A 12,041-nucleotide genomic window follows, 5' to 3' on the forward strand; every position below is an offset into this window, starting at 1 on the left:
CTCGGGGACCCGGCGCGCGTGGCGGGAGGAGATCACGCGCAATGCAGGAGCGGATGCCGCAAGCGGTCCTCCGTTGCGTGAGATCTCCTCCCGAAGGTGCGGCCGCCCGGCCGCTTGACCCCGCCACCGACCCGGCCGTAGGCTTTCCGTGACACGAACTGTGACCGGTCACAGTCAAACACACGACGAGGTGCCATGAGCGACGACGCCCCCCGATACGCCCCCGACATCCAGGCGGCGATCGACCGCACCCGCGCCGATGTCGCCCGCCTGCACGGCGAACTCGTGCGCAACGGCCTGGTCGTCTGGACCGGTGGCAACGTCTCGGGCCGTGTGCCCGGAGCCGACCTGTTCGTGATCAAGCCCTCGGGCGTGAGCTACGACGATCTCGCGCCCGAGAACATGATCCTCTGCGATCTCGACGGCACCGCGATCCCCGGCGCCCCCGGCAGCGAGCGGAGCCCGTCGAGCGACACCGCGGCGCACGCGTACGTCTACCGCCACATGCCCGAGGTCGGCGGGGTCGTGCACACGCACTCCACGTTCGCGGTCGCCTGGGCGGCGCGCGGTGAGGAGATCCCCTGCGTCATCACGGCGATGGCCGATGAGTTCGGCGGACCGATCCCGGTCGGCCCGTTCGCGATCATCGGCGACGACTCGATCGGTCGCGGCATCGTCGAGACGCTCCGCGGTCACCGCAGCCGTGCGGTGCTGATGCAGAACCACGGGCCGTTCACGATCGGCGTCGACGCGAAGGATGCCGTGAAGGCCGCGGTCATGGTCGAAGACGTCGCCCGCACCGTGCACTACGCCCGCGAGGCCGGCCCGGTGATCCCCCTCCCGCAGGAGGCGATCGACCGCCTGTTCGACCGGTACCAGAACGTGTACGGCCAGAGTGCGGACGCCCGCCGATGACCCTTCGTCGGAGCTCAGGGACCAGCGCCGAGATCATCGCGCGCAACCGCACCGCCCTCGGCATCGAGCTCGGATCGACCCGCATCAAGGCCTGCCTGATCGACGCCGACACCGCCGAGGTGCTGGCGACCGGGTCGCACACGTGGGAGAACAGCTTCGTCGACGGCCGCTGGACCTATCCGCTCGACGAGGCGTGGTCGGGGCTGCAGGAGGCGTACGCCGCACTGGTCGACGACGCGCAGGAGCGCCACGGCATCCGCCCCTCCTCGTTCGGGGCGATCGGTATATCGGCGATGATGCACGGCTATCTCGCCTTCGACGCCGACGGCACTCTCCTCGTGCCCTTCCGCACCTGGCGCAACACGAGCACGGGCGAGGCCTCGGCCGAGCTCACCGAGGTTCTGGGCGTGAACATCCCCCAGCGATGGTCGGTCGCGCACCTGCACCAGGCCTCACTCGACGGCGAATCCCACGTCGCCGACGTCGCGTCGATCACCACCCTCGCGGGCTACGTGCACGAGCGCTTGACCGGTCGTACCGTGCTCGGAGTGGGGGATGCCTCGGGCATGTTCCCGATCGATTCCGCCACGATCGACTACGACGAGCGCCTGCTCCATGCCTACCGCGATCACACCGGTCGCGACCTGCGCCCGCTGCTCCCGGCCGTGCTCCCGGCGGGGGCGGATGCCGGCGCCCTCACCCCAGAGGGGGCCGCGCTCCTCGACCCGACCGGCGCGCTCCAGCCCGGTATTCCGCTCTGCCCGCCGGAGGGCGACGCGGGCACCGGCATGGTGGCGACGAACTCGGTCGCCCCGCTCACCGGCAACATCAGCGCGGGCACGAGCATCTTCGCGATGGTGGTGCTCGAGAAGCCGCTGCCCACCGTGCACGAAGAGCTCGACCTCGTCACGACGCCCGCCGGCGCGACGGTCGCGATGGTGCACTGCAACAACGGCGCGAGCGAGCTCGGCGCCTGGGCGGCGCTGTTCCACCGGTTCACGGTCGCGAGCGGGCAGTTCGTCGACGAGGATCAGGTCTTCGCCACCCTGTTCGCCGAGGCGCTGCAGGGCGATGCGGATGCCGGTGGCCTGCTCGCCTACAACCATCTCGCCGGCGAGCCGGTGGTCGGACTCGACCAGGGCCGCCCACTCTTCGTGCGCACCCCGGATGCCTCCTTCACCCTCGCGAACGTGATGCGCGCGCAGATCTACGGCGTCTTCGGCACACTCGCCCTGGGCATGCGGATCCTCGCCGACGACGGCGTGCGGATCGAGCGGATGTTCGCCCACGGCGGCCTGTTCCGCACGGCGGGTGTGGCCCAGCGCTTCCTCGCCGCGGCCCTCGACACCCCGGTCGACGTCGGCGATCTCGCCGCCGAGGGCGGAGCGTGGGGCATCGCGGTGCTCGCCGCGTACCTCGATCAGGCCGACCGACCGCTCGCCGCCTATCTCGACGAGGCCGTCTTCGCCGGGGCATCCGTCACCACCGCCGAACCCGACCCGACCGACGTCGCCGGGTTCGCCGCCTACCTCGACCGCTACCGCGCGGGCCTCGCCATCGAGGCCGCCGCCATCACCGCTCTGCCCACGCAGGAAAACAGCAAGAACCCGAAGGACGCCTCATGACCCGCACCCCGCTGACCACGTCGCTCGACGGCTACGATGTCTGGTTCCTCACCGGCAGCCAGCACCTCTACGGCCCGGAGACCCTCGGCCAGGTCGCCGCGCAGTCGCAGGAGATCGCCGGCATCCTCGACGCGGCCGAAGACGTGCCGGTGCGCATCGTCTGGAAGCCCGTGCTCACCGACTCCGACGCGATCCGCCGCATCGCCCTCGAGGCGAATGCCGACGACCGCGTGATCGGCGTCGTCGCCTGGATGCACACGTTCAGCCCCGCGAAGATGTGGATCACCGGGCTCGACAGCCTGCGCAAGCCGCTCGCGCACCTGCACACCCAGCACAACGTGGCGCTGCCGTGGAGCGAGATCGACTTCGACTTCATGAACCTCAACCAGGCCGCGCACGGCGACCGCGAGTTCGGGTACATCCAGACGCGCCTCGGCATCCCGCGCAAGACGATCGTCGGTCACGCGAGCGACCCGCGCGTACGCGCCGAGCTCGCGACCTGGCAGCGCGCGGCGGCGGGCCTCGCGGCGGCGCGGTCGCTGAAGCTGGCCCGGTTCGGCGACAACATGCGTTTCGTCGCGGTCACCGAGGGCGACAAGACCGAGGCCGAGCTGCGCTTCGGGGTGCAGGTCAACACCTGGGGCGTGAACGACCTGGCGGATGCCGTCGCCGCCGCCTCGGATGCCGAGATCGACGCCCTCGTCGCCGAGTACGAAGACCTCTACGCGGTGGCCCCCGAACTGCGTCGCGGGGGCGAGCGCCACCAGTCCTTGCGCGACGGCGCGGCGATCGAGATCGGATTGCGCTCGTTCCTCGAGGAGGGTGGTTTCGGGGCGTTCACGACCTCGTTCGAAGACCTCGGTGCGCTGACGCAGCTGCCGGGTCTCGCGGTGCAGCGCCTGATGGCCGAGGGCTACGGCTTCGGCGCCGAGGGCGACTGGAAGACCGCGCTGCTCGTGCGCGTCGCAAACGTGATGGGTGCGGGTCTGCCCGGTGGCGCGAGCCTGATGGAGGACTACACCTACGACATGACCCCGGGCGAAGAGGTGATCCTCGGGGCGCACATGCTCGAGGTCTCGCCGTCGCTGTCGTCGCAGCAGCCGACGCTCGAGGTGCATCCGCTGGGGATCGGCGGCAAGGACGACCCGGTACGCCTCGTGTTCACGGCTGACCCGGGCCCGGCGGTCGTGGTGGCGCTGTCCGACATGCGCGACCGGTTCCGTCTCACGGCCAACGTCGTGGAGAACGTCGAGCCGACTGCGGCGCTGCCGAAGCTCCCCGTGGGACGTGCGGTCTGGAAGCCGCAGCCCGATTTCCCGACCAGCGCCGCCGCCTGGCTCACCGCCGGAGCCGCGCACCACACCGTGATGTCGACGGCCGTGGGCATCGAGGCGTTCCGCGACTTCGCCGAGATGGCGGAGGTCGAACTGCTCGTGATCGACGACACGACCCGCCTGTCCGAGTTCCAGCAGCAGGTGCGCTGGAACCAGGCCTACCACCGCCTCGCCCAGGGCCTGTGACCCGCCCGCACAAGTAACGTGGATCCAATGACCACCACCCCGCGTTCCGGCCGCCAGTTCACGATCTTCTCCGACGGCTACGAGGCGACGATCGCGAGCGTCGGCGCCTCTCTGCGCGCGTTGACGTTCCAGGGTCGCGATCTGGTCGTTCCCTTCGACGCGGATGCCGTGCGCCCCGCCTACCGCGGAGCGACCCTCGCCCCGTGGCCGAACCGCGTCGTCGACGGCACATACTCGTTCGGCGGTGTCGACCACCAGCTCGCGCTCACCGAGCCCGCGCGCGGGCACGCCCTGCACGGGCTGCTCGCCTGGGCCGAGTGGGACGCGGTGGCGACGGCATCCGATCGGGTGACGCTCGAGGCGACGATCCCCGCGCAGGACGGCTACCCGTTCCGCGTGACCGTACAGACCGAGTACGCGGTCGGCATCGACGGACTCACCCAGACGGTGACCGCGACGAACGTCGACGACGTGCCCGCGCCGTGGGGCACGGGACCGCACCCGTACCTGTGGGCGGGCGACGGCGGGGTGGATGCCTGGACGCTGAGCCTGCCGGCATCCGAGGTGCTGCTCGTGACCGAGGATCGCCTGAGCCCGGTGCGCGTCGAAGCCGTCGAGCTGGTGCCCGAGTTCGACTTCCGTGAGGAGCGGCTGATCGGTGAGACGTTCATCGACCACGCGTTCACGTCTCTCGAGCGGCATCCGTCGGGCGTCGCCGCGGTGACGGTGCTCGCGACCGACGGCCACGGCGTCGCGATCACGTTCGACGAGCGCTGCCCGTGGGTGCAGGTGCACACGGCCGACACCCCGCTGCCCGAGACGAACCGGATCGGCCTCGCCGTCGAGCCGATGACGTGCCCTCCCGATGCCTTCAACTCGGGCGTCGACCTGGTGGTGCTCGAGCCCGGGCAGTCGCGCGCCGCGGCCTGGCGCATCTCCGCCATCTGATCTCGTGTCCGATGTCGGCGATTGATTCCGATGCCGATCTCGTCTTGATGATGGCGACCGATCTGGGAGCCTCGGGCTGGCGCCCGGTAGCAGACGAGGGAGCAAAGTCGTGGCAGCGTTCGATCCGGAGTTCAATCGTCGGCCCGAAACCTATGTGCGGCAGCGATCCTGGCCGCGGACGGTGATCTTCCTCGTCCTCGCGATCCTGGCGGCAGCGATTCTCGTGTACGTGCTCGTGAACTTCGCCGACCTGCGCGAGGATGCCGCGCAGCAGACGGGCTCTACCAGACGCACCGTCGGTCGCCGGTTGGGAACGCTGGTGGCACCGCTCTTCCTCGCTTTGGTCGTCATCGCGCTTCTCATCGCAGCGGCCCGCTGGGGGCGGGTGTGGAAGCTCGTCCGGTCCGGCAATCCTCTTCGTAGGCGTCACTACAGTTCGGCCGCGGGAGGGCGTGCTGTCTACGACTCGCTGTTGCGCGCATTCCAGACACATGATCCCGCCTTCTTCACTCCTCTCCCCCCGCAGCCATCCCACACGAACGTGGAGATCGAGTTCTGGACGTCGAAGGAAGACCGGCTCGGCCTGGCGACGCTCGTGCTCTACGAAGGGAAGAACAACAAGGAACGCACGTTCTCCGAACCCGTCGTCTTCGAGGGCGCGGACTACGACGCGCTGGAAGCCGCGCTCAAGCGAGGCTTGACGGAAGCATCTGCTCCGCGCTGAAAAGGCGGCGGACAGGGACGACCGGTCCGTCGATCTTGACCTCACCCGGGATCATTTCGTCCCCGTGAAAACCCAATCTCACACTCTTCGTCGGTCGGCCGGTGTATCGTAGCGGCTCGGCGGCAGCACACCCGAACGTGCTCCGCGATCGCCTGCGACTCGATGAGGATTGTGATGACCGACGCGTTTCCCCCCGACGCGGCGACTGCCCGTTCCGGCGCCGGTAATGATTCCGATGACGCGCCTTCGCTCGATCCCGCTGACTTGAACGCTCTCGTGCTTCGGGCGGCGGAGGGAGATCGTGATGCCGCGGGCGAGTACTTCGCGCAGGTGCTCCCGTCGTTGACTCACACGTCCAAACGGATCGCCGGCATTACGCACGACGCCGACGATCTGCTCGGCGATGCGCTGCTGATGGTGCTGGCGAAGTGGTCGCAGGGCACGGGCCCGACCGAGAACGTGCCGGCGTACATCGCGCAGACCATGCGCAATCGCATCCGTGACGACTTCCGCTCGCCGCGGTCGAAGGTCGCCCCGCTCGACAACGTCGAGGAGCCGGCGTCGAGCGCCGATCCGCGCATCCGCGAACTCGAGATCGAGTCGGAGCTGGCGATCGTGCGCAAGGCGCTCGCCGAGTTGCCGTCTGACCAGCAGCGTGTGCTCGTCGCGACCGTGCTCGAGGGGCGCAAGCCGCGCGACCTCGAAGAGCACATGGCGCGTCCGGCATCCGCGATCTATTCGCTGTCGCGCCGGGCGAAGGGGAATCTGCGTCGCACGACCCTGCGGCTGCTGCTCGAGGAGAACGCCCGGCCTGAGTGCGTGGCGGCGGCGCAGCTGCTGCCCGATGCGGTGGGCGACACCCCCGAGGGCACGAAAGGCGGCCGGGCGACCGACCACTACCGCACCTGCCCGTATTGCCGTCGGTCGTGGAAACGATTCGCCGGGCTCGCGACGCTCGGCGCACTGCCGCTCGCGGGAGCGGTGGCACTGGCCGGCCCGTCGGGCTCGGCCGAGGCCAGCGAGCAACCGGTCGACGGGACGGATGCCTCGGCGCCGGAGATGCCGGCGGATGCTCCCGCCGATGTCCCGGCCGACGTTCCTTCCGATGCTGGTTCCGGGTCGTTCTGGCAGGAGTGGGCGCGCACGACGGCGATGCTCGCGGCCGCCGCGACGGCGCTCGTGCTCATGACGGTGGTCGTCGTGACCTTCGTCACGAAGACGTGGTTCTTCGCCGAGACCCCGCCGGGTTCGTTGACGGTGACGGCCGTGCAGGTAGACGATGCGACCAGCGAGTTCGACATGTCGCTCGCCATCGAGGACGAATCGTGGACGGTCGGGTTCCTCCGGATCGACCTGTCCGTCGACGTCGAGTCGGTGTCGGCTCCCTCCGGATGGGACTGTCTCGTCGAGGGCGGTGACGTGACGTGCACGACCGGTCTCGATTCTCCGGGTGGTGGGCGCTTCGACATCGGGCATGTCCCGGGCGCGCAGATCGAGTACGAGTTCCGTTTCGATGGCCGCACAGAGGGTGGGGCGATGCTCACCGGCGCCTCCACGGGCACGATCGACGACTGATTTCGTGTGCCACCGACAGATTCCGTCGCTGGACCCGTCAACTGAGTGTGGGGAGCCTTCTCCCCATTCGACCCTCCCCAGTGACCAACACCGGTGCCGCTGCCTTCACGGCGGATGCCCCGGCGACGGTCTCGGATGATCTCTCGGGTGTGCTCGACGATGCGACCTACAACGGCGACGCCTCGAACGGTGCGACCTACGCCGCCCCGATCCTGTCGTGGTCGCTCGCGATCCCCGTCGAGGACAGCGTCACGCTGACCTACTCGGTGACCGTGAACGCCCCCGCGACCGGTGACCTCGACCTCGCCAATACCGTCACCCCGGGTGATGGCGGCGAGTGCCTCGAGGAGGGCTCGTGCGTCACGAACACGCCGATCTCCGCGTACGAGGTCTCTAAGTCGGTCGACACGGAGACCACGGCCGCGGGTCAGAAGGTGACCTACACGATCGCCATCGGCAACACCGGTGCGGTCGCGTACACCGACGAGACGCCGGCATCGTTCACCGACGACCTGTCGGAGGTGCTCGACGACGCGACCTACAACGGCGACGCGACGAACGGCGCGACCTACACCGCTCCGGTGCTGAGCTGGGCGGGTGCGCTCGAGGTCGGCCAGGTCGTCTCGGTCACCTACAGCGTCACGGTCAACGATCCCCTCACGGGCGACCGTGAGCTCGTGAACGCGGTGCTCCCCGGTGACGGCGGAGCGTGCGGCGACGCGTGCTCGGTCACCACGACGGTCACGCCGCCGGCCCCGCCGCTGGCGACCACGGGTCTGAACCCGTGGATCGTGGGCGGGGGCCTCGGAGTCGCGACGCTGGCGATCCTCGCCGGACTCGCACTGCTCCTGGTGCGCCGTCGTCAGAACATCACGGAGTAATCGAGAAGTAAGGCAGAGGTGAACGGGCGGGGCCATCAGGCCTCGCCCGTTCACCGCATCCACGACATGTCACGCATACATCTCTTAACTGTCACCCGTTTTGCGGCCGTGCTCGCGATCGCACTGCCGGTGCTGGGCCTGCTCGGCTTCGGTGGGGCTCCGGCGGCCGCCGCCGAGCAGTCGGCGCCGAACATCGCGGTCACGCTCACGAGCGACGCCGAGGCTCTCGCCGCGGGGGAGCGGATCACCTACACTGCCGAGATCGTGAACAGGGGTGAGGCCGTTCAGGCCCGCGTGGTGCTCACCCCGCCCACCTACGTCGCACTCGGCTCGCTCGACGGGGCCGAGGTCGACGGAAACGAGGCGACCTGGTCGCTCACCCTCGGAGCGGCCGAGACGAAGACGATCGAGATCCCCGCGCGGATCGGCGACATCCCCGAGGCCGAGCTGCGGGCGACCGCGCTGCTCAGCCTCTACGTCGGCGATGGGACGAGTCCGCTCGTGCGGACCGCCTCGGCGGACCCGATCGACGGTGTCGACGACGTGCAGACCGAGGTCGGTCCGCTGCCCGGCATCCTGCTCTCGGTGGGAATCGGCTTGGTCGTGGTGCTGATCGTGCTCGCGGTCGTGTTCATCGTGCTGCAGCGCCGTCGTCGCGCCGCAGAGGAAGCGGCCAAGCGCGACGCATGGGTCGGGTACGCGCGGCGCGAGTCGCAGCCGACGGATGCCGAGGCCGAGGAGCGCTGAGCCTCGGGGCGGCGCCCTTCGTCTCGTCGCTGCGCTCCTCGCTCAGGGACCGGGTGAGGGAGACGAAGGGCCCGCCCCCAGTGCTCAGAGGGCGGCGACCCACACGGCGTCGCCGGCATCCTTCTCGTCGGTGCGCACCAGCGCCGAGACCGATGCCTCCACCTCGACTCCCTGCGCCGCGGCGAGCTCCTGGATCTTCGTGAGCACCTTCTTCCACGTGTGCGTCGCGATCAGCGAGCCGAGGGTCTCGGTGGCCCGGGCCGCGTAGAAGACGCCTCGGTCGTGCTCGTCGACGGCCCACACGGCGGTGACCGCGCGCGGTGAACCGTGGGCGATGTGCCACGTGTCGCCGTTGATACGGGTGACGGCCTTGATTCCCGCGAGGGCGGAGTCGACCGTGGCCCTCCCTCGTGGTGCATCGGCGAAGACGAGTCGTGCACCCATCGCGACCGCGTCGCCGTGCAGGCGGGTAGCGGACGACGCGCGCACGCGCTTCTCGAGGCTGACGCCCGCCGTCGTCCCGGCCTCAGCGGCCCGAGCGCGGACCCGTCGGCCGATCACCGCCCACACGATCGGCACGACGATGACGAAGGCGAGCAGGGCGTACAACCCGATGGCTTCCACCGTGGGCTCCTCTGGTTCCGGGAAAGGGTGTCAGGAGAGAAGACGAGTCACCGCGCTGATTCTCACGGTGCTTCAGTGACGCCACCGGAACGAGATCAGCGGATGCCGAAGATGCGCCGCATCGCCGTCTCGGCGCCGTCGCCGTCGCGGCGTGCGATCGCGGTGGCGAGTTCGCGGCTGGCCCTGCGCGCGGAGTCGACCTCGCGCGACGAGTACGAGAGCCGGCGCAGTGCCCGCAACAGCGAGAACTGGCGCTCGGTGAGCTCGGCGTGGAGGATCGAGCTGCCGGCGCGAGCCGACAGGAAGAGCAGGAGGTCGAGCGCGGCCGTCGCCGCCTCGGCGGGCGAGCCGATGGCCTCGAGCAACCCATCGATGCGGGAGACGGCGGTCTCGGCATCCGTCGTCGACAGCGACGCGACCGCCTGGCGGGCGGCGATGCCCCCGCAGTAGCCCGCCCAGCGCCGGCAGTCCTCGGCGATCTGGCGGGTCAGCGGCGTCACGCGCGTAGCTCGAGACGGGAGCACATCGATCATGCCGATCTGCTGCAGGCGCAAGATCGCTTCGCGCACCGGCGTTCGGGAGATGCCCATCTGCTCGGCCAGTTCGCGGTCGCGCAGCAGCTCGCCGTCTTCGAGCACGCCTGACGCGATGGCCGTTCCGATCTCGAGGAACGCCTCGTCGCCGAGATAGCGACGCTCACGCCGCGGCTCGCCACCCAGGTACGCCTCTGCGCGGGGTACTCCCAGCGTTCCCGGGAGGGGGTCGGTGAGAGCCAAGTCCTTCGGCATCCGCGCCCTCTTCGATGCCTTGCGGGGCCGTACGCGGACTTCGTCCAGGATGACGCTCATCTCTCACCAATCGACTCACTGTGGAGGGTGAAGGGAGCGGCGCACCACACTCCGCCCCCTTCACGCGACACTCCCCTGGAGCCGCCGCGTAGATGAGGGAACCGACTACCCCTCAAAAGATTGACGAGCGAGCGTCAGGAATCTGACGCTCGCTCGTCGAATCGGCGACTGAGTGCAGGAAATCAGCTCTTGATCGGCAGCACCTTGAACTTGCCGGTCGTGCCCGGAGCGGGCGGAACGACGACGGCGAACTCGCTCTTGCCCTGCGTCGGGGCGATGACGACCTCGGCGGGGATGCCCGGTGCGATCACCGCGGCGGGGATGCCGGTGAGCACGCCCGCCTTCGTCGCGCTGGTGGTGAACGCCTTGAGCGCCTTCTTATCGAGGCTCGTGACGTAGGTCTGGAACTGCAGGGCGATCGCGTCGAAGCTCTCGTCGGGGATGCTCGGGTGCGAGATCAGCACGGTGTCGACCGTCTGGTTGCCGTTCTTGACCTGCAGCCCGGTGTAGCGCTGCTTGCCGACCCAGCCGCGCGACTGGAAGTCGGTGAAGAGGTTCGCGCCCGCGTTCTTGCGCGTCGCGAAGTGCACGATCAGCAGGATGATGCCGAGCGGCACGAGGATGAGCGGGGCGAAGGAGTAGACGTACGACCACACCTCGCTGCGTCCGCTCGAGTACTCGAAGAGGTCGGGGCGGAAGAGCAGCTGCGGGATGTACTCCCACGCCCAGTCCACGGCCTGACCGGTCGAGAAGAGGTTGAACGCGAACGCCGCGGCGCCGAGCCCGAGGCTCGTCCAGCCGAGGCTCGAGACGGTGCGTTTGCCGTCGACCGCCTTCGCGAAACCTTCGGGCGTGGACAGTTGGTGTTGGACGGTAGCCAGGGTCATGCGCCCGAGCATAGCGAAACCTGTGCGGCCGCTATGGCAGTGGACATGGGGAGTAATCCCCACCGGGGTGGCCGGCATCCGCATGCAAGAGATGCCGGCCACCTGCGGTGGACGACACCCCCATGCCGCCCACCTGTGGCCTCGATATTCCCGGATCGAGGGCGGAAGCGAAGACCGAGACTCCGCTTCCACATCTATTGACGGATGGAGTGCAGGAATCTGTCGCAGATTCCGGAAATCAACCGACGGCGGATTCGAGCTGCCAGCGGATCTGCTCGAGCGCGGCGGCGTTCTTCTCGGCGTCGTGCGGGCTGAACGGGCGGTCGGGCGCGACGTCGAGCGAGATCTGCACCTCGCACCCGCGGCGCATCGGGGTCGAGGTCACGCCGACCTCCATCTCCCAGTTCCAGATCGTGCGCTTCGTGCGGAATCGCAGATGCTGTCGCGAATCGTCGACCTGCAGATCGGTGTGCTCGCCGCCGATCACGATCTGTTCGACGGCGGCGGCCACGGCATCCGCGTCGGCGTGCACGTGGAAGCGCGCGTGCGCGGCGGAGTCGGGCGCGGTCAGCGAACCCGGTGACCAGAGAGGGATTCCCTCGCTCATGTCGTCGTTCCTTTCCCCGGTTCGAACGATGCGGGCGCGATGCCCCCTTAGGAGACGAGCGAGGGGGCGATTTCTTACGCGGGTGCTCGAAATCGAGCCGGATGGGACGGAGTGCGACCGATCGCGAGGCCGATCTCGTC

The 12,041-nt window shown here is 69.2% G+C and carries 12 protein-coding genes; 8 read left to right on the plus strand and 4 right to left on the minus strand.

The window, feature by feature from the left end; translation table 11 throughout:
* Positions 1-195: 195 nt before the first annotated feature.
* The 8 genes from KZC52_RS11845 (at position 196) to KZC52_RS11880 (ending at position 8,935) form a co-directional block, all read left to right on the plus strand.
* Positions 196-915 carry an L-ribulose-5-phosphate 4-epimerase gene (locus KZC52_RS11845; RefSeq protein WP_247624239.1) on the plus strand — a complete coding sequence of 240 codons (720 nt, stop codon included), beginning with the start codon at positions 196-198 and terminating at the stop codon, positions 913-915.
* On the plus strand, positions 912-2,540 hold the full coding sequence (locus KZC52_RS11850) for a xylulokinase (protein WP_247624240.1): 1,629 nt from the start codon (positions 912-914) through the stop codon (positions 2,538-2,540). Before KZC52_RS11845 ends, KZC52_RS11850 begins: the two co-directional genes overlap by 4 nt.
* Positions 2,537-4,060 (plus strand): L-arabinose isomerase, encoded by a 1,524-nt coding sequence (araA, locus tag KZC52_RS11855; RefSeq protein ID WP_247624241.1) that lies wholly within the window; start codon positions 2,537-2,539, stop codon positions 4,058-4,060. The genes KZC52_RS11850 and araA overlap by 4 nt, the downstream gene beginning before the upstream one ends.
* Positions 4,061-4,087: 27 nt before the next feature.
* Positions 4,088-5,008, plus strand: coding sequence for an aldose 1-epimerase family protein (locus KZC52_RS11860; RefSeq protein ID WP_247624242.1), 921 nt, complete (start codon positions 4,088-4,090; stop codon positions 5,006-5,008).
* 109 nt (positions 5,009-5,117) lie between these two features.
* The gene (locus KZC52_RS11865) at positions 5,118-5,732 is read left to right on the plus strand and encodes a hypothetical protein (RefSeq protein WP_247624243.1); all 615 of its coding nucleotides are present in this window, start codon (positions 5,118-5,120) and stop codon (positions 5,730-5,732) included.
* A gap of 264 nt (positions 5,733-5,996) precedes the next feature.
* Positions 5,997-7,307 carry an RNA polymerase sigma factor gene (locus tag KZC52_RS11870; RefSeq protein ID WP_247624244.1) on the plus strand — a complete coding sequence of 437 codons (1,311 nt, stop codon included), beginning with the start codon at positions 5,997-5,999 and terminating at the stop codon, positions 7,305-7,307.
* An 80-nt stretch (positions 7,308-7,387) separates the two neighbouring features.
* Entirely contained in the window at positions 7,388-8,188 is an 801-nt protein-coding gene (locus KZC52_RS11875; RefSeq protein WP_247624245.1) for a DUF7927 domain-containing protein, read from the plus strand.
* Between the two features lie 66 nt (positions 8,189-8,254).
* On the plus strand, positions 8,255-8,935 hold the full coding sequence (locus KZC52_RS11880; protein WP_247624246.1) for a hypothetical protein: 681 nt from the start codon (positions 8,255-8,257) through the stop codon (positions 8,933-8,935).
* 84 nt (positions 8,936-9,019) lie between these two features.
* On the opposite strand, the gene KZC52_RS11885 is transcribed toward KZC52_RS11880, so the two are convergent.
* From KZC52_RS11885 to KZC52_RS11900, 4 genes are all read right to left on the minus strand, one after another.
* The gene (locus tag KZC52_RS11885) at positions 9,020-9,559 is read right to left on the minus strand and encodes a hypothetical protein (RefSeq protein ID WP_247624247.1); all 540 of its coding nucleotides are present in this window, start codon (positions 9,557-9,559) and stop codon (positions 9,020-9,022) included.
* 95 nt (positions 9,560-9,654) lie between these two features.
* Positions 9,655-10,347, minus strand: coding sequence for a GntR family transcriptional regulator (locus KZC52_RS11890; RefSeq protein ID WP_247624248.1), 693 nt, complete (start codon positions 10,345-10,347; stop codon positions 9,655-9,657).
* A 242-nt stretch (positions 10,348-10,589) separates the two neighbouring features.
* Positions 10,590-11,294, minus strand: coding sequence for a hypothetical protein (locus KZC52_RS11895; RefSeq protein ID WP_247624249.1), 705 nt, complete (start codon positions 11,292-11,294; stop codon positions 10,590-10,592).
* Between the two features lie 238 nt (positions 11,295-11,532).
* Positions 11,533-11,901 carry a hypothetical protein gene (locus KZC52_RS11900; RefSeq protein ID WP_247624250.1) on the minus strand — a complete coding sequence of 123 codons (369 nt, stop codon included), beginning with the start codon at positions 11,899-11,901 and terminating at the stop codon, positions 11,533-11,535.
* Positions 11,902-12,041: the final 140 nt, after the last annotated feature.

Origin of the sequence: Microbacterium galbinum (assembly GCF_023091225.1) — a bacterium.
Classification (GTDB): Bacteria; Actinomycetota; Actinomycetes; order Actinomycetales; family Microbacteriaceae; genus Microbacterium; species Microbacterium galbinum.

Coding starts and splice junctions, on each gene's coding strand:
- KZC52_RS11900 (WP_247624250.1), bottom strand. CDS start 11,901: ATGAGCGAGGGAATCCCTCTCTGGTCACCGGGTTCGCTGACCGCGCCC.
- KZC52_RS11860 (WP_247624242.1), top strand. CDS start 4,088: ATGACCACCACCCCGCGTTCCGGCCGCCAGTTCACGATCTTCTCCGAC.
- KZC52_RS11895 (WP_247624249.1), bottom strand. CDS start 11,294: ATGACCCTGGCTACCGTCCAACACCAACTGTCCACGCCCGAAGGTTTC.
- araA (WP_247624241.1), top strand. CDS start 2,537: ATGACCCGCACCCCGCTGACCACGTCGCTCGACGGCTACGATGTCTGG.
- KZC52_RS11850 (WP_247624240.1), top strand. CDS start 912: ATGACCCTTCGTCGGAGCTCAGGGACCAGCGCCGAGATCATCGCGCGC.
- KZC52_RS11845 (WP_247624239.1), top strand. CDS start 196: ATGAGCGACGACGCCCCCCGATACGCCCCCGACATCCAGGCGGCGATC.
- KZC52_RS11880 (WP_247624246.1), top strand. CDS start 8,255: ATGTCACGCATACATCTCTTAACTGTCACCCGTTTTGCGGCCGTGCTC.
- KZC52_RS11890 (WP_247624248.1), bottom strand. CDS start 10,347: ATGCCGAAGGACTTGGCTCTCACCGACCCCCTCCCGGGAACGCTGGGA.